Source organism: Corynebacterium sp. KPL1818 (genome assembly GCF_000478135.1).
Lineage (GTDB): Bacteria > Actinomycetota > Actinomycetes > Mycobacteriales > Mycobacteriaceae > Corynebacterium > Corynebacterium accolens.
In genome coordinates this window covers 271131-293173 of sequence record NZ_KI515759.1, presented here as the reverse complement: position 1 = coordinate 293173, position 22043 = coordinate 271131, and the positions used below count along the sequence as shown (strand labels likewise).

The following is a 22043-nucleotide window of genomic DNA, read 5'->3' as shown; positions in this document are numbered from 1 at the left end:
AGCCAATTGTGCCTGATCCTATGCCACGGGGCCGAGGACCTTCAGTGCCAATTCCTGGATATCCGGTGCGGTGGTAAAGGCCACGTCGATGTTTTGTTGCGTGTCTTCGCAGCTATGCCCCTCGTCCAAAGGCTCGGTGATTCCAGAGACCAGCCCCACGATGGTCTGCCGGCCATCCACATCGCCGTAAACGGGCCCGCCGGAATCCCCGACCGCGCTGCACATCTCCGCCAGGGCGGCGTTGGAATCGTGTTCTAGGCCCTGGTAATTCAGTTGTGTGGAATCCACCGCGTTTTTCACGTTCCCGCAGGTCACGATGGTAGAACTGCCCAGCTTGCATACCGCGTCCGGCAGCTTGTCCAGCTGCGTGGCTACGGTGGTGGCTACCTCGCCTGGGGTGAAGTACTGCGCATCGCGGTACAGCTCGATGAAGGCAACGTCTAAGTGATTGGTCTCCTCGGCAAAGAAGTCCGAATAGATCACCTCGCCTACTGGATCGGCTGGGTAGGCGAAATCGCCCTCTTGGGTTCCGGCCCAGACCTTATCGCCAGGTTTGCCGCAATGGGAGGCCGTCACGGCGATGGTGCGGCCATCGGCAAGCGCGAAGGACCACGCCGCGGTGCAGGACTGGAAGCTAAAGTACTCGCCCGGCTGCGGGTCACTCGTGGTTAAGTTCAGCGCGGCGCCTGGGGGCACCGGCACCACCGCGGGCTCATAAAACTCGTTCGGCGGCGCCGGCGGTGGCGTGTCAGTGGATTGCGCAACCACCCCATCCTGCTGCTGGGTGGCATCGGTGCTACACGATGCCACCGTAAAGAGCCCTACTGCTGCCAGCAGGCTACTGGCTATTCGTACCCGCGTCACCTGCAGAGTCCTTGTCCTGTTCTTCCTTATCCGCCTCTGCTTGTGCTTTTAAGTCGCGGATGAATTTTTCCGGATCGAATTCGGTATAGTGCTCCGGTCCGGCGAAGTTTTCTAATGCCATGTGGTGGCTACACCTCCGTGTTCTTGATGCTTGAGGTAATAAAATCCTTGACCGCTGCGGCATCATTGGGCAGATCCGCCACGTGGCGCTCCGCGTCCAGGATGTCAGCGAAACGCTCGGGTGGCTGCGGTGCGCTCCCGATGGCCTCGGTAATGGTTTCGCTGAATTTTACCGGCAGTGCCGTTTCCAGGCAGATAATGGGCGTCGTCACACCCTCTTTTTGGGCCGCACGCGCCACCTTGATGCCATCGGCCGTGTGCGGATCCGCCAGGTAACCATAGCGCTCGTGCACATCCTTGATGGTGGCGAGCCGATCATCATGGGTGGAGGAACCGGAAAAGAAACCGTAGTCTTCACGCGCGGCCGTGATGAGCTCTTCTTCCAGGTTAAACCCGCCTTCTTTGACCTTGGTGCCAAAGAGATCCGCAACGCGGGCAGCATCGCGGCCTAAAAGATCGAAGGCGAAGCGCTCGAAATTGGAGGCGCGGGAAATATCCATAGACGGCGACGAGGTGGCCATGGTTTCCGCGGCCGGACGCGGGCGGTAGTTGCCAGTGCGGAAGAACTCATCTAATACGTCATTCTCATTCGTCGCCACGATGAGGCGATCGATGGGAAGGCCCATGCTGCGAGCGATATGCCCGGCACAGATATCGCCAAAGTTACCGGTAGGAACGCTAAAGGATACCTTCTGCTCGTTATTATCGGTGACCTTGATCCAGCAGGAAATATAGTAAACCACCTGGGCCAACAGGCGGGCCCAGTTAATGGAGTTGACCGCGCCGATGCGGTAGTTGGCCTTAAATTCCGCATCGCTGGAGACGGCCTTTACCACGTCCTGGCAATCATCAAAGACACCGTCGAGGGCGATATTGAAGATATTCGGATCATCCAGGCCAAACATTTGGGCCTGCTGGAAGGCGGTCATGCGCCCAGCCGGAGTCAACATGAACACGCGGATGCCGTCGCGCCCGCGCATGGCGTACTCGGCGGAAGAGCCGGTATCGCCGGAGGTAGCGCCCAAAATATTCAGCGTCTCCCCGCGGCGGGCAAGCTCGTATTCAAAAAGCTCGCCCAAAAGCTGCATGGCCATATCTTTAAATGCAGCGGTGGGGCCCTCGGACAGGTGGCCGATAAAGAGGGCATCGCCAAGCTCAGTGACCGGAACGATCTCTGGGGAGGCAAACTTCGGGTTGGTATATGCCCGGGCTGCGATTTTATCCAGATCCTCGTCTGGAATATCATCGATAAACAGCTTGATGACCTCGGCCGCAAGGGCGGCATAGCCGTTGGTTTTCACCACATCGCGCCACGCATCCAACGTGGCGGAATCTAGTTGCGGGTAGGTTTCAGGCAGGTAAAGGCCACCATCGGGCGCGAGCCCTCCTAAAAGGATATCCGTAAAGGATGCGGGCTGGCCGGTGGTATCACGGGTCGAAATATACTTCACAAGATGAATCCTAGTAGTTAACGCGTAAGGTATCAGCCATGTCGCAGCCAAATCCCAGAGAAGTTATCACAACCCAGGCGTTAATGATTTGGATCGCGGCCATGGCGGTCTACCTCGTAGCCATTACCGGGCGGTCTTCCTTCGGCGTCGCCGGCCTTGATGCCATCGAGCGCTTCGACGTCGATGCCGGGCGCATCGCGGTATTTACCTCCGTGCAATTGGGCGTGTATGCCATCGCGCAAATCCCCACCGGCATGCTGATCGATAAATTCGGCCCCCGCATCCTGCTCGTGGTGGGCGCGGTCATTATGGGTGTTGGGCAGGTCATACTCGGCTTTACCAGCAATTACGGGGTAGCCATCTTCGCGCGCGTGCTCATCGGCGCCGGCGATGCCACGGGCTTCTTATCGGTGATGCGCATCCTGCCCTACTGGTTCCCGCTGCACCGCACACCGATGTTTACCCAGGTGACCTCCTCCATTGGCCAGATGGGCCAATTCATCTCCGCCGTCCCCTTCCTCTGGTTGCTAGGGACCGCGGGATGGACCGCGGCATTTGTGACCTTGGGTGCAGTGGGCATCCTCGTCGCCATTGCCGCCGCCGTCGCGGTCGCTGACTCCCCGGAAAAGCTCGGGGTTATCCCTCTGGAGAAGGAACCGCCCAATTCCCAAGGCAGCAGCATCGGTGCCCGCTTAAAGGCGGTCTTTACCTCGCCCATCGCCTGGCAGGCATACTTTATTCACTACAGCGGCATGTTGCCGCTGATTGTCTTTGTCATGCTGTGGGGCATGCCCATGATGACCCAAGGCATGGAACTATCCAAGGGCAAGGTCAGCCTCGTGCTGACCCTCTTGGCCGTATTTTTGGTTCTGGTCGGGCCCTTACACGGCCGGATTTCCTCCCGCGCGCAGAATATCCGCCCATGGGTCGCGCTCGGGTTCGTGTGCCTGCACGTGCTGACCTGGGTACTATTCTTCGCCTTCGGCACCGGCGGGGGTCTGGTGGCCATCACCGTGGTCTCCTTTATCTTGGCGCTGTGCACGCCGACGTCGAATTATGGCTTCGACATCATCCGCGAGAACATGGACCGCTCTGTCGTGGCTACCGCCACCGGCTTGGGTAATATGGGCGGGTTTACCTCCGGCATGTTGGGTGCGCAATTATTCGGCATGGTCTTGGATCACTCTGCCGATGCCCCCAATTACTCGATGCCCGATTTCACCTCCGCCTCGCTCGCCGTCCTCGCCGTATGGCTGTGCGGCATGGCTGGTGTCGTCATCACCCACATCCTGCGCCGGCGCGGCGGCTACGCGGGGCCTTCCGTGCGGATCGTGGAAGTAACCTAGCGGTCTATTCGGGTCTTTCGGCCTCGTCCACCGTGGTGTCGGCCGCCTCTGCATCCTCCGCCTCTGCATCTTCTGCGTCTGGGTCCAAGATAAAGTTGATGGTCCCCTCAGGGTCTTCGAGGAACTCCCTGGTAGCGGCCACGGCCTCGGCCTCGTCAAAGGAAATGCGCTGAAAGCCGGTGTCATTTAATTCCACGATATCGGCATTGGGGCAGCCTAATAGGATGGGTGAATGCGTGGCGATAAATACCTGCGCACCGCGGTCAACGGCCTGGGCGATTTCCGCTATCAATGCCAATTGCCGGACGACGGACAATCCCGATTCTGGTTCATCCAGAATATAGACCCCAGCGCCGTCAACTCGCTCATAGAGCACATCGAAGACGGACTCGCCGTGCGAGCGGGCCTGCACATCCACCTGGATGGGCAGGGTGGAACGCCCGCCGGTTTCCTCGGGGGATTGCTCGCGCGATAGCAGGTATTCATGGGTTTCCGCCCGCAGGAAGTAGGCGCGCTGGATAAGCTCCGTGCGCTCACAAGCCACCGGGCTTACTGGCAAGATTGCTTCCGGATCCCCCATCCGGCCACCCTTGGGAGAGCACCCAAGATCCGTTGCCATGGCAGCCAAGAGGCTGGATTTTCCTATGCCGTTATCGCCAACGAAAATCGTCACCGGGCGGGTAAAGGAAAAGCGCCTTAAATCCCCTAGGTAATCGAAGGCAGGCAGGCTGCGGCGATAATCTCGCGGCATGGATTTCAGGCGAATGGCATCAACCAACATGCCTGGCACTTTAGCAGCAGCGGCGGTGCACAGTTGGGGTATGCACGCTATCTCTTCGCTAGTGCTGTTGCTACCTCGAGTGCGGACTTGAGGTGCAGGATTAATGGATCCCCGGTTGCGGCTTGGGCAATGGTCTCTGCTGGAACCGTATTTACCGCAAAGGCAATCGCCAATCCCCCGCTAATAGGAAATACTATGGCTGCGGCCACCGCCAAGGTTGTAGATAATCTATTGCTTATTGTCATCGTCTCCTCCAGTCCCTCGGTAACGCACACCATTATTCGTTACCGTTTCGTTATGGGATAACTCTAGGGAGACGAGCTGTTAAGGCCATGCCGTCAGTCTGCCGGTTTCCTGAAACTTCTTAGGGACCATTCGCAGGCATTCCAGTGCCCATAGCACTGGCCTAATTCGCTGGGGCGCTTTCGGCCACGATGCCATCGCTGGCAGGGATGACAATCCCCTTTTCGAAGGCACCGATGATGGCCTTTTCATCGTCTTCATCCAACTCACCAGAGGCCACGGCGCTCTTTAATTCGCGCTCGAGATACTGCCGGACATCAGACTTTCCGGATTTATTCTGGGTAATATCGCGCGGCACCGATTCCAGGGGAATGCCCAATGCCTTCGCCAGCGACATCACGCGATTGGCCTCTGAAGACGCATCGCCTCCTACTGCACCATTAACCTGAGCAGGCGCTTCTTCCTGCACCACTCCCCCGGCTACGGCATCCCCCACGGTCATCGTCCCTTTAGGCGGCTGATGGCGGCTGGTTGCCCACGTGCCAACGACGACGGCGATAATGGCCGTCACGGCGATACAACCCCAAAGGTAGATAAGCTTCCTGCGGTGGGCTTCCGGTGATTTAGCCATGTTAATCCGAATTTCCCCCGAAGAATCCGTATCCATTACCGCGCGATGAATTGCCAGGGCCGCGTTCATTCAAGATATCGATGAGCGAGCGGATCGTGGCCTCCCCAATGCCGTCGCCGCGCCCGCGCGAGCGGGAGTCCGCACCGCCCTCACGATCAAGGTCGTCTTGGCGATGCGATGCATCGAGGTTCTGCCCGGCGCGGGACGCACCCGTCTGCGGGGCCGATACCGCGATGGTCAAGGTGGAGCCATCTAATTTTAGAACGTCATCATCGCGGACCCCTGCCGCGCGAGCGGCGGAAAGCAAGGCGGCCAATTCTCCCACGGTGGCGGAGTCCACATCGAGCTGCAGCTGAAATGACATACCAAAGATCCTTTCTCTAACTTGTTCCTACTTTAGAGTCCGATACTTCAAAAGTTAAGGGAATTAGCGCTGTATAGACCAAGTTATGCGGCAACTTTAAGAATGCTCGAAGGATTCCTCCTCTCCCCAAAAGACTTCATCGACCACCTTGCGCGCGTGCCGGGTAAGTTTTAGGTACGTATCCAAGAAATCCTGGTTATTCTCCGGCGTCCAACCGGCCGCGCCGGCCACCTGTGCCAGTTGTGGGCCCGGCCCAGGCAATTGATCCACGCGCTTGCCGCGCACCAGCACCAACGCGTTGCGGGCATCCGTTGCCATCAACCACGCATCTCGCAGGTCGCTGGTTTGCGCGGCGCTTAAGACGCCTCTTTCTTCCAGCGCATCGAGCACCGGCAGGGTCCCTGGTTGGCGCAGCTCAGGATGCTCGTGCCCGTGCATCATAATCAGCAGCTGCACCGTCCACTCAATATCGGTCAGCGCCCCGCGCCCCAGCTTCGTGTGGGTGGTGCGGTCGGCCCCACGCGGCAGGCGCTCATTATCCACCCGAGCCTTCATGCGCCGGATGGCGCGAATGGTGGACTGGCTCGCGCCGCTATCCGGGTAGCGGTATTCATCGATCATCTCCATAAAGCGCTCGCCCACTTCCTCATCCCCGGCGATGAAGGCCGCGCGCAGCAGCGCCTGCATTTCCCAGGCCTCGCCCCACTCGCGGTAATAGCGCTTGTAGGAGGCAATGCTGCGCACCACAGCACCCGAACGCCCCTCTGGGCGCAGGCCCAGGTCAACGTCCAAGGGCGGATCCCCGGAAGGCTTGGCAAGGCGGCGGCGCAGCTTATCGACGATCCCGATGGCCCACCGCATGGCCTCGCCTTCATCGTCTGCTGCGTCAGGCTCTGCCACGAAAAGGACATCCGCATCGGAACCGAACCCAAGCTCACGGCCGCCGAGCCGGCCCATGCCAATAACCGCAATGCGCGCCGGCGGTTCCGCATCCTCGTGGTCCATCCGCCAGGCCCGCACCTCAGCGCGCAGGGCGGCTTCCAAGACCGCATTCCAGATGGTCGAAAGCTCTTGGCACACCTGCTCAACGGGGATGATCCCTAAGAGATCACCGCTGGCGATGCGCGCCAGCTCCACCCTGCGCAGCGAGCGCGCGACCGCCACCGCCTTATCCGGGTGCGCATGGCGTTTGCTGGAATTAACCAGCGCCTTAGATACCTGCTCAGGCTTGGTTTCGAGCAACTTGGGGCCGGTCGCGCCATCGGAAAGCTGCTTTACCGAATCCGGGGCGCTGATGATAAGGTCCGCGGTAAATGGCGAGGTTCCTAGGATATGCATTAAGCGCTGGCCGACGATCCCCTCATCCCGCAGGATGCGCAGGAACCACGACTTATCCCGGGCGGCCTCAGATAGCTTGCGGTAATTGAGCAACCCCATATCCGGGTCCGCGGTGTCTGCCAACCACTCCATCAAGGGGGGCAACAAGATGGCTTGAATGCGTGCCTTGCGCGACGTCCCGGATGCCAGGGAGGTCAGGTGCTCGAAGGCGCGATCCGGCGAGCTATAGCCCAATGCCGCAAGCTGCAGCTTTGCTGCCTCGGGCGAAAGCTTTAGCTCATCGGCGGACATGGTCACCACGGAATTAAGCAGCGGGCGATAAAACAGGCGCGAGTGCAACTCGGAAATGCGCATCCTGATGCGGCGCAAATGCGCGAGCATGCCCTGCACCGCAGACTTTGTGCCCTGCGGGGAGAATCCGGAAATCACCGCGAGCCAGTTCAGGCCCGCTTCATCATCGTCTGCCGGCAGGGTGTGCGTGCGGCGGAAGCGCTCCAATTGCAGGCGGTGTTCTAAAAGGCGCAAGAATTCATAGGCCTCGATGAGCTGCGTGCCGTCTTCGCGGCCCACGTAGCCTGCAGAGATAAGCGCATCGAGGGCATCTACCGTCGACAACGCGCGCAGGGATTCATCGGAGCGACCGTGCACCAATTGCAGCAATTGCACCGCGAATTCAATATCGCGCAGCCCACCGACGCCCAGCTTGAGCTCGCGATGTTTGAGCTCATCCGGCACATTATCCAATACGCGCCGGCGCATGGCTTGGACGTCTTCCACGAAGGAATCGCGCTGCGAGGCCGTCCACACCATCGGCCGAATCTGTTCCAGATAGTCCTGCCCCAGCGGCAGGTAGCCGGTCATCGCCCGCGCCTTGAGCAGGGCCTGGAATTCCCAGGTTTCTGCCCACCGACGGTAGTAGGTCACGTGCGAATCCAGCGTGCGCACCAGCGCCCCAGACTTACCCTCCGGCCGCAGGTTCGCATCGACATCAAAAAATGTCGTGGAACCAATCCGGTTAAACTCCGCAGCTAGCCTGGTGGCCTTGGGCGTTGCCTCGCTGCCGACGAAGATAACGTCCACATCGGAAATGTAGTTGAGCTCGCCGGCACCGCACTTGCCCATCGCCATGACCGCAAGCTGCGCATCGAGCGGATCATCGCCGTAGATCTTGCGCACCGCAACGGCAAGGGAGGCGGTAAGGGCGGCATCGGCAAGCGCAGTCGTCAGCGTGGTGACCTGCCGGAAGCTTACCTCCGGCTGCGGGCGGGATTGCCCCTTGCGGGAGTGGAAGGTTCCCGCCACATCGTGCGCGGCAAGCCGCATCATCAGCGTGCGGTACTGGGTCCGCATCTCCTTTTTATGCTCGCCCTCGCTCGCGCGGTACGTACCCGGCGCACTGAGATCGTCCCTCGCGGGATCGGGAGCATCGAGCTCTGCAGCGAACGTTGCCGGCTGCGCCCCCACCGTTTCAAGCAGGCTAGTCAGCATCTCTTCTGGCTCTGGGAGGGGCTTTTTCAGCTCCTCCCATAGCTCCGGGTGCGCGGCGAGGTGATCCCCGAACGCCGTCGACGCACCCAAGAGCGCGAGAAGGCGCACCCGCACTTGCTCGTTGCTGCGGATTTCCGCATCGAGCTCCGGGGCCTGCTCGTAAATGCGCACGAGGTTATTAAGCGCCAAATCTGGATCACCGACCGCAGCCAGCGTCCATAAAAGGTCAACGGACTCCGGGTTATTCCATCCCAGTTGTTCTAAGTCTTGTGCGGCATGGGACCGGCTAAGGCCCAGCGACGCCGGCGAAGGCACCGTGGCAGGACGCATTATTCTCCTAGAAGTTCAGGTTGTTGCGCAGCTCGACTGTCGTAATTTGGCGCTGGTAATCGCGCCATTCTTCCCATTTGGCGCGCAAGAAGAACTCGAAGACGTGCTCGCCCAAGACCTCTGCCATAAATTCGGACTTTTCGAACTCGCGCAGGGCCTGATCCATGCTGGAGGGAAGATCCTTATACCCCATGGCGCGGCGTTCCCGGTGGGTGAGCTGGTGGACATCGTCTTCTGCGGGCTCGTCTAATTCGTAGCCTTCCCGGATGCCGCGCAGCCCGGCGGCGAGGATGACCGCATAACCCAAGTATGGGTTCATGGAAGCATCGATGGAGCGGATTTCCACCCGGCGCGATTCCTCCTTGGTCAGGCGGTACGTTGGCACGCGCACCAGCGCCGAACGGTTCTGCACGCCCCATGTGGCCGAACCCGGCGCCTCATTGCCAAACATCAACCGCTTATAGGAGTTGGGCCACTGGTTGATAATGGGGCTCATCTCCGTAGAGTGCTCCAAAATCCCGGCGATGAATTGCTTAGCGGTGCGCGAGAGCGAAAATTCATCGTCCGGATCGTGGAAAGCATTGGACTGGCCTTCGAACAGGCTAAAGTGCGTATGCATTCCGGAGCCCGGGAGATCCTCAAAGGGCTTGGGCATAAACGTTGCCCGTACATTGGAATCCGTGGCCACCTGCTTAATAACGCGCCGGAAGGTCATAATATTATCCGCCATGGTCAGCACGTCGGCATGGCGAAGATCGATTTCCTGCTGGCCCGGCGCGGTTTCGTGGTGGCTAAATTCGGTGGCGATGCCGAGCGATTCCAATGCCAACATAGCGCGGCGGCGAAAGAGCGGCGCGGTATCGTGCGTCGCCTGATCGAAGTACCCGCCATTATCGGTGGGGACCAGGTCTGTCAGTTCCTTGCTGTGTTCCAGCAGGTAGAACTCGATTTCTGGCGAGGCCATGCAGGTAAATCCATCATTGGCGGCCTCGGTGACCTGGCGGCGCAGGATATGGCGCGGATCTACCACGGAGGGCTGGCCGTCTGGCTGCGCAATATCGCAGAACATGCGCGCCGTTTGCAGGTCCGGCTCGTTGCCATCAAAGGGCAGGATCTGGAAGGTGGAGGGATCCGGCAGCGCAATGGTGTCCGATTCCGAGATGCGGGAAAATCCCTCTACCGAAGAGCCATCAAAGCCAATCCCCTCCTCAAAGGCGGATTCGAGTTCGGAGGGGCTCATCACTACGGATTTGAGGGCGCCCATGATATCCGTAAACCACAAGCGGATAAAGCGGATATCGCGTTCCTCAACGGTGCGTAAGACGAATTCGTGTTGGCTATTCATGCCCTAAACCTTACCGGCTCACCGCTAGGCAGTGTGCAGTTCATTAGTCAATTTCCACATGGTCAGATTCGCAGGTCGGCAGAGTATTCAGGGGGTAGCAAGCGGGGGTTAATGCAGCAGGTACGGCTTAGTGGACGTGCTTTGCTAGTGGGGCAAGCGAACACCTGTACAACCTTTCTAAAGGAAGAAACTAGTATGACCTCCCACGTTGATGAACTTTCTGCCAGCGTTATCGATGCCGTAGTTACTGCCGCCCAATACGGGTGGTCCCCGGACGATTTACGCCACGTCCTGGGCGCTTATTCCTACCCCCTCATCTACCGCGCTAGCCCGCACGTACCTGCCCGCATCACCTCACCCGCGCTGCGCAAAGCGTGGCTGCAATTAGAAGCACCGCAAGAAAATTCCATTCCCCGCGATAAGATGCGCGCCATCATGAAAGAGCTGGTGCACCTGCCACGTTTGCGCGATACCGAGCTTTTGGCCGGCGGCGAGCTCAGCCAAGCCGATGGTTCTAGCGACAAGCAGGATAAAATCCGCCACAAGGTCTTGGGGCTATTGCGCAAGGCCGAGTCCACGTCCTTTGCAGAAGAGGCAGAGGTGCTTATTTCTAAGGCCCAGTCGCTGCAGCAGAAATACCGCATCGAAGATCTCTTGACCGTGGACCAGCCCCGCCTCATTTCCCACCGCGTGCACGTTCACCCGCCATATATCAAACACCAGGTCACCTTGTTAGGCACCATCGCCAATGCCAATGGGTGCACCACCCTCCTCATCCACGAAAAGGGCCTTGCCTGCATCATCGGCGCGCCCGAAGACGCCGCCCACTGCGCCGATCTGTTCTCCTCGCTGAACCGCCAATGCGATTGGTACATGCGCAATAGCGAGGGTGCCGAGTTTGCACGCGCGACACAGACCACCGCGTCCTATCGCCGGAGCTTTCGGCTTTCCTATGCCGCCCGGATCGGGGAGCTGCTGGAGCTGGCCAATGAAGACGGGATCGAAGAAAAACTCGATGAATCTCCCTATTGCAGCCACCACGCTGAGCTCATCGCCACCCAGACGCTACCTGCACTCCAAGCCCGCACCGATCATGCTGAGGAAACCCGAGACCGCCTATTTCCCAACCTGACCACATCCTCGCTATCCATGAATAGCCTGCATGGCATCACTGATGGCATCACGGCCGCGGATAAGTCTCACTTGGGTGGGCCTGCCACTGGCATCGATTCTTAATACCGGCGGCCCCCTCACCCCGCGGCTTCTTCTACCCGCTTTCAGCCCAAGGTGTCGGCTGCGCATTTCTACCTGTGCGCACAGCAAACGCTGCGAAATTTTTCAGGCGGTCGCTGCGCGTCACGGGTAGGATCACAGGTGAAATTAATTGTTGTAAAAGCTTAAGGGTATGTGAATGTCAACACAGACTTTCCTGGAAGTAGAAGCGAAATTCGCCGTAGCAGAATCGACTCAACTACCTGAACTCACTCGACTCGAATCCGTTGACCATATTGCAGAAACGCGCCACCACGCTCTATCCGCCATCTATTACGACACGGAAGATTTGCGCCTAACGCACACCAAAATCACCTTGCGCCGCCGCACCGGCGGCAATGACGATGGCTGGCACATCAAGATCCCCAGCGAGGCTGGCCGAACCGAGATCCATGCCGAACTGGGAGAACCAGTAGACGGCAAATACGAGGTGCCCCAAGAGCTTGTAAAGCAAGTGCGCTCTATCGTTCGCCACAACGAGTTAAACCCCATTGCGCAGGTGGATAATAACCGCACCGAGATGCTGCTCGCAGACGAGCACAATAATCCGGTAGCGGAATTCTGCGATGACCACGTCACCGCCTTTTCCTTCCTGCCCGGCGGGCAGCAGCAATCCTGGCGCGAATGGGAGGTAGAGCTTGCCGGTGAGCTTCCAGGCACCGAAGCGGGAAGCCACTTCATTCGCCGCGCCACTTCCCTTCTCATCGGCGCTGGGGCGCGCGTTTCTTCGTCCCCGTCTAAGTTGAAGTCAGCCCTGGGAGATTCCTACAACAATGCTCCCCTACCGCCCGCGCTCATTACCCCAGACGTTGATGAGGATTCCCCAGCAGCCGCAGTGATTACAGCGCTGCAAACCAACCGGGACAAGCTCATTGATTACGATCCGCGCGTTCGCCGCGATGAGTGGGACTCGGTGCACCAGATGCGCGTGGCCACCCGCGAGCTGCGCAGCCACCTGCAGACTTTTCACGGCATTGTCGTCGGCCCACAGATTGAGAAGATCGAAGCCGATCTCAAAGAGCTCGCCAGCATTTTGGGCGTAGCCCGCGATGCAGAGGTTGTGGAAGAGCGCTGGCAAGAGCTCTTGGAGTCCGAGGACTCCGATACCTTGGATGCCGCCACCCGCGAACACATCTCCCGCGATATGGGCACCGCCTACCGGCGGGCGCACCGCAGGGTTATCGCCGCACTAAATTCTGAGGAATACCTCGAATTGCTCGAGTCCCTCGACCACCTATTGGCAGATCCCCCTACTGCCGGTTCTCAATCCGCAGAAGATGCCGACGGTGATGACGATTCCGCTGCCGTGGACGCTGACGGGGATGCATCTGAGGATGCAGCCGCAGATTCTGCCGAAGAATCTGCGGAAACGCACCCCGCAGAGCAAGAATCGGACGCTGAAAAGAAGACGGAAGAACCGTCTAACACTGGCGATACGGGGGCCGAGGACGTCGATGCCGTTATGGCACGCCACTTGGAAAAGGCCTACAAAAAGTTGGTCAAGCGCCATAAGAAGGCAGTAGACAACTGGGATAACGCGGAGCTTTCGCTGCACGAGCGCGAGGATTATTTCCACGATATGCGCAAGGCGGCCAAGAAACTGCGTTACGCAGCAGAGGCAGCCGGTTCCGCAACGAAGCTAAAGACCAAGCGTCTGTACAAGGCCTGCAAAAAGATGCAATCGGTCTTGGGGGATTTCCAAGACTCGGTTACCTCGCGGGATAAATTGCTCGAGCTATCCCAGAACGCGCACCGCCGCGGGGAAGATACCTTTGGTTACGGCCTGCTGTACCAGCGCGAACGCGCCATCGGCCTAGCCGCCTTGGATGATTACAACGAATCTTTCAAGGACATCAAGGCCGCATTTAAGCCGCTGCGCAAGAAGCTGAAGAAGTAGCGGCGGCCGTGGCACCAGTTGTGGCGCGTTAGGCTGCATTGGTAGCTGCCAGATGATGGTTGGGAAATAAACTAGTCCCAGCCATCATCTTCTTTATCTGCGGCATCGGCGGCCTTGGTGCGAGCGCGCGCAATTTCTATGGCGTGCTCGGCCTCTTCGCGGGTGTCATAGGGTCCCATGCGGTTTTCCCAGCCGGATACTTTGCCCTTGCTGACTTCCTTGGTGGAAGGGTCGTAATACCACTTCTCATCTGCTGTAGTCGCCACGGTAGTCCCTTTCGTCTATATACTTTGGACAGCAGGTGTGCGCCGCCCGCCTGTGGTTGGTGCCCACACTACCCATGCATGAAAACACGCGCCCGCTAGAATATGAGGGCAGTATTTCTTTTCATGCCTCCCTTGCACCGTCAAGCAGAGCAAGGGAGCCGCTTTATCGGCTACTTTGTCCATGGCGCTAGCCCGCGCCACGTAGCCGCGTGATTTTTATCCGCCGAATTGGAAAAGGAGCTTTTGCCTTCATGCCACTGTGGTCGACGCCTAAGTCCCCTATTGCTGAGCGCGTTGCACAACAACACGCCTCTATCGTGGGAACGGAGCCCACCCATGTCGCCAGCGCGCCCGCGACCTGGCCGCTCATTGGTGAGCATATCGATCACTATGGGGGCATCGTCGCCGCAAACTTGTCGGATCTCCGAGCGGCGGCGGCCGTCAGTTCGCGCAAGGATGGCATCGTTTCCGTCCACTACGTGCCAGCAATTGGGGAGTCTGCACACGATTCCATTGGCCTGCAGGAGGTAGCTGCGCTCGCTGCGGCGCAACAACCCACGACGGACTCAGAGGGGCAGCCGGTCATCCCGCCCGCACCAGAAGGTGGGCTGGCCGCGCGCATCGGCGGCATCGTGCACACCATGGTCAACCGCCAGTTACTGTCCAGGGAGACGGCCGGGGCGGATATCACCATCGTGAGCGATATCCCCAACGATATCGGCTTAGGCGCCGCATCGGCGGCGGATGTTGCCGCAGCGCTTGCTTTAATGGGCCCAACAGATAACCTCGACGCGCCCTTGCGCGTGCGCGTTGCGGATGTCTGCACCCAGGCGGTGACCACCTTTGCCCATAAGCCCGCCCTTCGCGCGCGCCACACCGCCGCGCTGCGCAGCAGTGGCGACGGTGTCTGCATCATCGACTATGCCGATGGCTCGGTCACCCACGCGCCCCACGTCGTGGACCACGACGTGGTGGCCTTCACCGTGGCGGTGCCCGAGAACACTGCGGAAGAACAGTCACAGGCAATTGACGCTATCCGCCAGCGCCAGCAGTTTATCGATGATGCCTGCCATTCCTTCGGCACAGAGTCGCTGCGCTTATTGCCCGATGCTCAACAGCGCGTGGTGGAGTGGCTCAAGGCGGTGCACAAGGTCTACGGCGAGGAGGGCCGCCCCAGCATCAATGCGGCTACTGAGTGGATGGCATTTTATGAGGAAGAGACCTCCCGCGTGGAGCACTTCGTGCGCTACCTGCGCTCGCACCGCCGCAACGAGCTCTTCCCCATCATCTTGCAATCGCAGGCCTCGCTGACCAATATTTATGGCTTCGATTCCGCAGAAAAGCTCGCGGAACTGGTCACGGTCCGCGGCGCGGTGGCCGCGCGCTCGGCGCACGCGGGGCTATCTGGAGCCGTTATTGCTTATGTCCCCAGCAACCGCGCGGAAAACTTCGCGGCGGATTTGGCAGACGATGGCTTCCTACTGGTGAAGCTGGCCGCAGGCGAGCCCGCCAAAGTAGAAGATTAAGGGCGAATGAGCCGGCCTATAAGCCGGATTCTGTCTAACCGCAGCGCCCCATTAAGCGGAACGCCGCGCGGCGAACATCCATCTAGACCAACCGTTGCCAGTTGGTTCCAGCAGCTACCTTCAGGCTCGGGCGAGCAGCCTTAAAACGCCTGATCGGGCCCTGCAACGTGGCAGGGCCGTGATGCCTTGCTCCCGGTGGGGTTTACCCAGCCACCGCCATCACTGACGATGCTGGTGCGCTCTTAACGCACCGTTTCACCCTTACCTTGTGTCCCCAACTTGAGCCGAAACGCAAGTGGAGGCACAAGGCGGTCTACTTTCTGTTGCACTTGCCCGCGGGTCACCCCGGGTTGCCGTTAGCAACCACCGTGCTCTGTGGAGTCCGGACTTTCCTCGACTTTCACTTGCGCCCACCAGCTGTCAGCACAGTTTGTCAGCCGCGATCGCCCGGCCGGCTCATTCACCCGCTCCATCTTCGTCGATAGCCGCGCACCTGTGCAAATCTGCTGGAACACTCTGCAAGGCGCTTAGTCGTAACGGATGACTTTTCGTCCATCGATGCTGCCGTCGTGCAGCTGTTTGAACACGTCGTTGACATCGTGAATGCTGCATTCGGTGACATCTGGTTTCACCTTGCCGCGCGCATAAAAATCAATGGCCTCGGCCAGGTCTTGACGCGTGCCGACGAGCGAGCCACGAATTGTCAGCCCCTTCAGCACGATGTCGAAGATGGACGCCGGGAATTCCCCTGATGGCAGGCCATTGAACACGATGGTTCCGCCGCGTTTAGCCATCTCGATGGCTTGCCCGAAAGCATCCGGGTGCACCGCAGTCACCAGCACTCCGTGGCTGCCACCGTCAGTAAAGTCCTGCACCGCCTGTACCGGGTCAACTTCGCTGGCGTTCACGGTAAATTCTGCGCCGTGGCGCTTGGCCAGCTCCAGCTTGGAATCGGAAATATCAACGGCGATAACCCGCATGCCCATCGCGTCGGCGTATTGCACCGCCAGGTGCCCCAGGCCGCCGATACCGGAGATGACGACATATTGACCGGGCTTGGTCTCGGTCATTTTCAGACCTTTGTATACGGTCACGCCTGCACATAGGATCGGTGCGACTTCTACCGGGTCGCTACCTTCCGGGATGCGTGCGCAGTAGCGTGTGTCAACGAGCATATATTCGCCGAAGCTTCCGTCGACGGTATAGCCGCCGTACTCTGCTTTCACGCAGCGGGTTTCCCAGCCAGTTAAGCAGGATTCACATTCGCCGCACGTCGACCAGAGCCAGGCGTTGCCGACAAGGTCGCCTTCGTTCACGAACTGTTCACCCGGCCCAAGCTTGACGACGCGCCCTACTCCCTCGTGTCCGGGGATAAACGGTGGTTCTGGTTTTACGGGCCAGTCACCTTCTGCAGCGTGCAGGTCGGTGTGACAAATCCCGGATGCCTCGAGTTTCACGAGTGCTTGGTGCTCGCCGGGTTCTGGGATTTTTTCTGCACGGACGGTGACATTAGGGCCGAATTCTTCCACGACTGCTGCCGTGAATTCCTTCGGTGGTTGTGTGGACTGTGCGGTTCTGGTTGGTGTAGTCATTGCTTCTCCTCCTCTGATTGGTGAGCTCAAGCAATGAGCTCTGGTTAATGAGCAAACTGCCGAATTTCAGTATAGAAACAAAATAATAAAATGTGAAGCAAATCACTTATTGGGTATTGTTTTCATTTCGCTGCGCACCTGTCCTGCCATCAAGAGTGGCTGCACCTAACGCCCTCGGCGGCTTATAAGGCTCACCAACGAGGGGTTAGTACAAGCCGAACACGGTGCGCACGGTGGAGGCAGTAAGCGAAAGAAAGGCAGCGGCAAAAACTGTAGCCGCTGCTTATCGAGTTCCCGGTACTAGCTGCGTAAAAACTAAGCTCACATCACCGTCAGCGCAGGTGCGCGGTTTCGTTCACGCTGAGTACCGCCGATGCCACCGGCGAGTTCTCGTCATAAAACTTGACGACGCCAATGCTGGCAAGATCCAAAAACAGGTGACTAAACGTCGCTGGCCCAGCATTCAACGCCTGGCGGGTCAACGATTTAATCGGATTAACGTGACTGACCACAGCGATCGTTTTACCGGGGTGCTTGGCGACGAGTTCTTTTCGGAATTCCCGTACGCGGCGGTGCACCTGTGCGAGTGATTCCCCAGCTGGCGGTGCTAGCGACGCATCGGTAATCCAGGCATCGTGCAGCGCGGCATCGTCATCCTGGGCCTGTTGGAAGGTCAGCCCCTCCCAGTCGCCAAAATCTGCCTCGATCAACGCGTCGTGCGTTTCTACCTGGGCACCGGTTTTTTCCGCGATCTTTTTCGCCGTCACCTGGCAGCGCTGCAGTGGCGAGGACACCACCAGATCAATCTCGCCGCGTTCGGCCACGGCGGCAGCCGAAGCTTCTGCTTGCTGCATGCCGGTCTCGGTCAGCTCAATATCGCTGTGCCCGCAGTACCGGTGCTCAGCGGAGTAGGTCGTTTGCCCGTGCCGCACCAGAATCAACGTGGTCGGCTGGCAGGTCGCGCCCGTCCACGAGGCATGCGAGCCGGTGCTAGTTTTCGCAGCGCCAGCATCCGAAAAAGTATCGGACACGGCCTGTTCATCAGCGCCAGCGGCAGTATCACCAGTGTCAGAATCATCGCCAGAATCATCGCCGCGGTCCACCACACCCGGCGCGTGGCCGGCGGCAGCAGCATCCATAGCCTCATTCGACAGTGCATCGGCTACTTTGTTGTCGTTTCGCCGCACCCAGCTCAGGTTCACCCTTCCGAGCTGCTGCATGAGCTTCTGCGCCTGTACACCCAGCTGCTTCATGTCTGGGTGTTTGATCTTCCAGCGGCCGTTCATCTGCTCGACGACCAGCCGGGAGTCCATATAAAAGTCGACGTCATCCGCGCCCAGCTCGACTGCAGCTTCCAGCCCGCGCAACAGCCCGTGATATTCGGCGACGTTGTTGCTGGCTTTCTTGCCGACGACATAGACGATTTCGCGCAACACCGTCTCACCATCGGCGGCGTAGACGACGGTGCCAGAACCTGCGATTCCGGGATTTCCGCGCGAGCCGCCATCGGCGTAGATGATGACCTTCATGATGCCAGGCGCACCAGGTAGGAACCGCAGTCGCTGCACTGTGGCAGCTCATCGGCAGGCGCATTGCGCACGGCGTTTTTATCGGCGGGCGGCAAGACGATGAAGCAGCCACCGCAGGCCCGGTTGGCCTTAAACTGCGCGGCGCCAACGCCGTTTTCTTGCCGCTGCGCGTCGTATTCCTCGAGGACATCGGAAGGCAGCTGTTCGCGCAAATCCGCGATGCGCACGGCGGGATCGGGCTGGTTATCCGCGGCCTCTTGGGCGGCGTCGGCGGCGCGGCGCAGCATGTCCAGCTTGCGCTCGGAATCCGAGACGCGCGCGCCGTGGACGTCCAAGTTGGAGCGCAGCGCGTGGATCTCATTGTGGGCTTCTTGCAGCTCACTCATCAGATCCGCGATGCGGGACTTGGTGGCGTAGAGATCGTGCTCGATATCCTTGCGCTTTTCGGTATCCAATTCGGCACCGAGCTGGCCCTTGTCATCGCGCTCGCGCCGGCGCAACTTGCGCTCATCGGCCTGGATGCGCAGGATTTCATTTTCCATGTCATCGACTGCCATCTGCGCGGAGCCGGAGGCATCGAGCAGGCGTTTGTGTTCCTGCTGTGCCTTGTCGTATTCGACCTTTTCTGGCAGCTCTTTTTCCCCGCCAATGCCTTGCGAGCGTTCCAGGTTGGCCAATTCCAGCAGTACCGGCTGTAGTTCTTGCGATAGTTTCACTTATGACTCCTTTGGGTGCGCGGAGATAGTCCACGGATCAGTGCGCAGGCTAATAATTTCCGTATCTAGTTCTAATGCTGCTTCTACGATATCGCTTGCTTGCGCCGTCCAGGGAAACTCGCTGGCCCAGTGGGCCGTATCGATGACGGCTGGTCCCCCGGCGCGCAAATGCTCGTCCACCGGGTGGTGGCGCAGATCGGAGGTGACATAGACATCGACGCCTAACTTCGCCGCAGCCCCCAGGAAGGAATCCCCGGCACCGGACGATACCGCCACGGTGCGCACCTTTTGCTCTGGGTCGCCGGCGGCCCGGATGCCCCATGCGGTCTCCGGCAGGGCATTGGCCACCTGCTGTGTAAACGCCCGCAGGGTCATCTCGCGGGGCAGTTCGCCCACGCGCCCCAGGCCCAGCGCGGTATCAAGGTCGCCGCTTCCGGCCGTTTCCACGATGTCATAGGCGGGCACCTCATACGGGTGCGCCTCGTGCAGCTCCGCAATCAGCGTGGACCGCAGCGAGGAGGGAGCCACAAATTCCACCCGTGCCTCGTCGCCGCGGTGCAGCTTGCCGATGTCCCCTTCTACCGGGTCCGCCCCCTCTTCCGGCTTGAATTGGCCTTTGCCCGCGATATCGAAGGAGCAGTGGGAATAGGCGCCGATGTGGCCCGCGCCGGCATCGAAAAGCGCCTGCTTTACCTGCTCAGCACTGCCTACAGGAATATGCACTCCCCACTTATCGATGGTCTCTGGGGCTTCCGGCACGATGGGCCGACCCGGAGTAATGCCCACGAGCTCCGCGAGCTTATCGTTAACCCCTGGCCGGGCCTTATCGGCGTTGGTGTGGGCGGCAAAAAGCGCCACGCCATTTTTAATTAGGGTGTGTACGACCTTGCCCTTGGGCGTATCGGCCGCCACTGATTCCACGCCGCGCAGGAGCAGCGGGTGGTGGACTACCAACATATCCGCGCCGAGCTCAACCGCGCGGTCCGCAACCTCTTGGGTGCAGTCCAAAGCAAAGGCGACGTTGCGCACCTCGTCTGCGGGATCGCCGCAAATAAGGCCTACGGCATCCCACTTTTCGGCCAAACGGGGCGGATAGGCCTTGTCCAAAACGCGGCGCACATCGTCCACTCGCACAGCAGACATGGGGATACTCCTTTATGCTCGATTCTTGTAAATTACGCTAGTGCTATATCCTGTCTCCCGCACTACAGTACTATCTGCGCAAAGGGTTTTCGCATGACTGAATCTTCTTCTCACTCGGGTCTCTACCTCGTCTTTGTGTGCACCGGCAATATTTGCCGCTCGCCCATGGCCGAAATCATCGTTCGCGATGAAATGGAAGATGACATGCTCGATCTCCTCGCCACCGTGGATTCCTGCGGGCTCGGCGGCTGGCACGTGGGGCAAGGCGCGGATGAGCGGGCCGTGGCGGAGCTGCGCCGCGCCGGACACGATGGGGCCTCCCACCGCGCATCCAAATTGGGCGAAGAGCACATGGACGCCGATCTATTCATCGCGATGGATTCCGGGCACTATGATTCGCTCATCGATCTAGGCATCGAACCGGCCAAGGTTCGGCTGATGCGCAGCTTCGATCCCAATTCCCCGGAAGGCGCAGAGGTCGCTGACCCCTACTACGGCACCGAAGAAGACTTCGAAACCGCGCGCAAGAATATCGAAGCCGCGGTACCCGGCCTGCTGGATTGGATTCGCGAGAACCACGACTAGACTTGGGGGCATGCTAAAGACGTTCCTCAAGCCTGGCTGGGTACTCATGCTGCTTTTCGTGGTGGCATTTTCCTACCTGGCCTTTAGTGTCCTTGCCCCATGGCAGTTGGGAAAGGACGATGACATTGTGGAGCGCAATGAAAACATCACCCACGCCTACGAGGCCGATCCGCAGCCGATTGACCAGGTCGTAGACGATGATGGGGCCATCTCTGGCGATGAATGGTCCCGCACCACTCTGAAGGGCCACTACCTGCCCGAGGATGAGGTGCTACTCCGCCTGCGCCCCGCCGGTTCCGGCCCGTCCTATCAATCCTTGGTTCCTTTCCGCACCGATGCGGGCCTGACCATGCTGATTAACCGCGGTTGGGTCAGCGCCGAGGAGGGCAATGCGGTGCCGGATATTCCGCCCGCCCCCTCCGAGGAGGTAACGATTACTGGCATGGTGCGCTCGAATGAGGCCGAGCACAAAACCGCCCCCATCACGCAGGAGGGCTACCAGCAGGTCTATTCCATCCACACCGAGCAGGTGGGCTCGCTTATCGGTGCTGACTTAGGCCAAGACTATATCCAGCTCTCCGAGGAACAGCCGGGCGTCCTCAACGCCATGCCTATCCCGCAGCTCGACCGCGGCAACCACCTCTCCTACGGCTACCAGTGGATTGCCTTTGGCATCATGGCCCCGCTGGGTTTGGGCTACTTTATTTGGTCCGAGATCCGCGAGCGCCGCCGCCTGCGCGAAGAAGAAGCCGCCATGCAGGCCCTCAATGCGGACGCAGAATCGCTTGCCGATGCCCCCGCCTCCAACGGCGAACCTGGCACGGCTGCCGATGCCGATGCCACTGGCGCTACCGATGCTAACACCGATCCCGCACCTCTCGCCACCGAGCTGCGCAACCGCTCCCGCTACGGCGATTCCAAGCCGGACCACTACGCCAAGCTGAAAAAGCGCCGCCGCGAGCGCTACTAGCCGTCTTCGTTGGCTGATTATGGGCCCGTCTCGGGCCTGCTTTCGGCCACGCATGCAAAAAGTCTCGAGCCACCGTTTTAAAAACGATGCCTCGAGACTTGAAAAATGGTGCGGCCTGAGGGGATCGAACCCCCGACCTATTGGGTGTAAACCAATTGCTCTTCCAGCTGAGCTAAAGCCGCATGCGCCCTTGCGCTGTTATGTACAGTAGCGCAGGATTGTGAAGCTACACAAATCAGCTGGTGA

19 protein-coding genes, 1 tRNA gene and 1 other RNA gene are annotated in these 22043 nt (G+C 59.5%); 6 read left to right on the top strand and 15 right to left on the bottom strand.

The genetic code is table 11. The annotated features are described in order from the left end of the window. Positions 1–18: 18 nt before the first annotated feature. The 3 genes from HMPREF1261_RS07115 to thrC are packed head-to-tail and all read right to left on the bottom strand — an operon-like array spanning position 19 to position 2435. Positions 19–864, bottom strand: coding sequence for a trypsin-like serine protease (locus HMPREF1261_RS07115; protein ID WP_023030458.1), 846 nt, complete (start codon positions 862–864; stop codon positions 19–21). Then, positions 839–985 carry a hypothetical protein gene (locus HMPREF1261_RS12895; protein ID WP_023017197.1) on the bottom strand — a complete coding sequence of 49 codons (147 nt, stop codon included), beginning with the start codon at positions 983–985 and terminating at the stop codon, positions 839–841. The genes HMPREF1261_RS07115 and HMPREF1261_RS12895 overlap by 26 nt, the downstream gene beginning before the upstream one ends. 7 nt (positions 986–992) lie before the next feature. Continuing rightward, positions 993–2435, bottom strand: coding sequence for a threonine synthase (gene thrC / locus HMPREF1261_RS07110; RefSeq protein WP_023030457.1), 1443 nt, complete (start codon positions 2433–2435; stop codon positions 993–995). Positions 2436–2473: 38 nt separating this feature from the next. Here thrC and HMPREF1261_RS07105 point away from each other — a divergent pair, with 38 nt between their 5' ends. Beyond that, on the top strand, positions 2474–3781 hold the full coding sequence (locus HMPREF1261_RS07105) for a nitrate/nitrite transporter (RefSeq protein ID WP_034658163.1): 1308 nt from the start codon (positions 2474–2476) through the stop codon (positions 3779–3781). A gap of 4 nt (positions 3782–3785) precedes the next feature. Here the strand turns inward: HMPREF1261_RS07105 and HMPREF1261_RS07100 are convergent, their stop codons facing one another. The 5 genes from HMPREF1261_RS07100 to HMPREF1261_RS07080 all read right to left on the bottom strand — a co-directional run bounded on the left by HMPREF1261_RS07100 (position 3786) and on the right by HMPREF1261_RS07080 (position 10301). Then, positions 3786–4562, bottom strand: coding sequence for an AAA family ATPase (locus HMPREF1261_RS07100; RefSeq protein ID WP_023030455.1), 777 nt, complete (start codon positions 4560–4562; stop codon positions 3786–3788). 406 nt (positions 4563–4968) lie between these two features. Next, a complete protein-coding gene (locus tag HMPREF1261_RS07095) occupies positions 4969–5436 on the bottom strand; it encodes a hypothetical protein (RefSeq protein WP_034658161.1) in 468 nt (155 codons plus the stop codon). Between the two features lies 1 nt (position 5437). After that, positions 5438–5800: a hypothetical protein gene (locus HMPREF1261_RS07090; RefSeq protein WP_023030453.1), complete on the bottom strand. Its 363-nt coding sequence runs from the start codon at positions 5798–5800 to the stop codon at positions 5438–5440. 96 nt (positions 5801–5896) lie between these two features. Beyond that, positions 5897–8956 (bottom strand): bifunctional [glutamine synthetase] adenylyltransferase/[glutamine synthetase]-adenylyl-L-tyrosine phosphorylase, encoded by a 3060-nt coding sequence (locus HMPREF1261_RS07085; RefSeq protein WP_023030452.1) that lies wholly within the window; start codon positions 8954–8956, stop codon positions 5897–5899. 7 nt (positions 8957–8963) lie between these two features. Further along, on the bottom strand, positions 8964–10301 hold the full coding sequence (locus HMPREF1261_RS07080) for a glutamine synthetase family protein (RefSeq protein WP_005284011.1): 1338 nt from the start codon (positions 10299–10301) through the stop codon (positions 8964–8966). Between the two features lie 195 nt (positions 10302–10496). Between HMPREF1261_RS07080 and HMPREF1261_RS07075 the strand changes: the two genes are divergently transcribed. Together HMPREF1261_RS07075 and HMPREF1261_RS07070 are read left to right on the top strand one after the other, a co-directional pair. After that, positions 10497–11537 (top strand): DUF2786 domain-containing protein, encoded by a 1041-nt coding sequence (locus HMPREF1261_RS07075; protein ID WP_023030451.1) that lies wholly within the window; start codon positions 10497–10499, stop codon positions 11535–11537. 175 nt (positions 11538–11712) lie between these two features. After that, on the top strand, positions 11713–13470 hold the full coding sequence (locus tag HMPREF1261_RS07070) for a CYTH and CHAD domain-containing protein (protein WP_023030450.1): 1758 nt from the start codon (positions 11713–11715) through the stop codon (positions 13468–13470). Positions 13471–13541: 71 nt separating this feature from the next. Here HMPREF1261_RS07070 and HMPREF1261_RS07065 read toward each other — a convergent pair whose 3' ends face one another. After that, positions 13542–13736, bottom strand: a complete 195-nt coding sequence (locus HMPREF1261_RS07065; protein WP_023023202.1) for a hypothetical protein — start codon at positions 13734–13736, stop codon at positions 13542–13544. Positions 13737–13987: 251 nt separating this feature from the next. Here HMPREF1261_RS07065 and HMPREF1261_RS07060 point away from each other — a divergent pair, with 251 nt between their 5' ends. Then, positions 13988–15262 carry a galactokinase family protein gene (locus HMPREF1261_RS07060; protein ID WP_023030449.1) on the top strand — a complete coding sequence of 425 codons (1275 nt, stop codon included), beginning with the start codon at positions 13988–13990 and terminating at the stop codon, positions 15260–15262. Positions 15263–15265: 3 nt separating this feature from the next. Here HMPREF1261_RS07060 and rnpB read toward each other — a convergent pair. The 5 genes from rnpB to HMPREF1261_RS07040 all read right to left on the bottom strand — a co-directional run bounded on the left by rnpB (position 15266) and on the right by HMPREF1261_RS07040 (position 20242). Continuing rightward, an RNA gene (rnpB, locus tag HMPREF1261_RS12165) (RNase P RNA component class A) lies at positions 15266–15721 on the bottom strand. A 68-nt stretch (positions 15722–15789) separates the two neighbouring features. Next, on the bottom strand, positions 15790–16854 hold the full coding sequence (gene adhP, locus HMPREF1261_RS07055) for an alcohol dehydrogenase AdhP (protein WP_023030448.1): 1065 nt from the start codon (positions 16852–16854) through the stop codon (positions 15790–15792). A gap of 332 nt (positions 16855–17186) precedes the next feature. Continuing rightward, positions 17187–18383, bottom strand: coding sequence for a bifunctional RNase H/acid phosphatase (locus tag HMPREF1261_RS07050; protein ID WP_023030447.1), 1197 nt, complete (start codon positions 18381–18383; stop codon positions 17187–17189). Continuing rightward, positions 18380–19099 (bottom strand): zinc ribbon domain-containing protein, encoded by a 720-nt coding sequence (locus HMPREF1261_RS07045; RefSeq protein ID WP_023017184.1) that lies wholly within the window; start codon positions 19097–19099, stop codon positions 18380–18382. The genes HMPREF1261_RS07050 and HMPREF1261_RS07045 overlap by 4 nt, the downstream gene beginning before the upstream one ends. Continuing rightward, positions 19100–20242: a Nif3-like dinuclear metal center hexameric protein gene (locus HMPREF1261_RS07040; RefSeq protein ID WP_023030446.1), complete on the bottom strand. Its 1143-nt coding sequence runs from the start codon at positions 20240–20242 to the stop codon at positions 19100–19102. It lies immediately after the preceding gene. A 93-nt stretch (positions 20243–20335) separates the two neighbouring features. Here HMPREF1261_RS07040 and HMPREF1261_RS07035 point away from each other — a divergent pair, with 93 nt between their 5' ends. Beyond that, the gene (locus tag HMPREF1261_RS07035) at positions 20336–20827 is read left to right on the top strand and encodes a low molecular weight protein-tyrosine-phosphatase (RefSeq protein ID WP_005285561.1); all 492 of its coding nucleotides are present in this window, start codon (positions 20336–20338) and stop codon (positions 20825–20827) included. A 10-nt stretch (positions 20828–20837) separates the two neighbouring features. Beyond that, complete coding sequence (locus tag HMPREF1261_RS07030; RefSeq protein ID WP_023030445.1) at positions 20838–21797, top strand: SURF1 family protein; 960 nt, start codon at positions 20838–20840, stop codon at positions 21795–21797. 106 nt (positions 21798–21903) lie between these two features. On the opposite strand, the gene HMPREF1261_RS07025 is transcribed toward HMPREF1261_RS07030, so the two are convergent. Next, positions 21904–21979: transfer RNA gene (locus HMPREF1261_RS07025), tRNA-Val, on the bottom strand. Between the last annotated feature and the right edge of the window lie 64 nt (positions 21980–22043).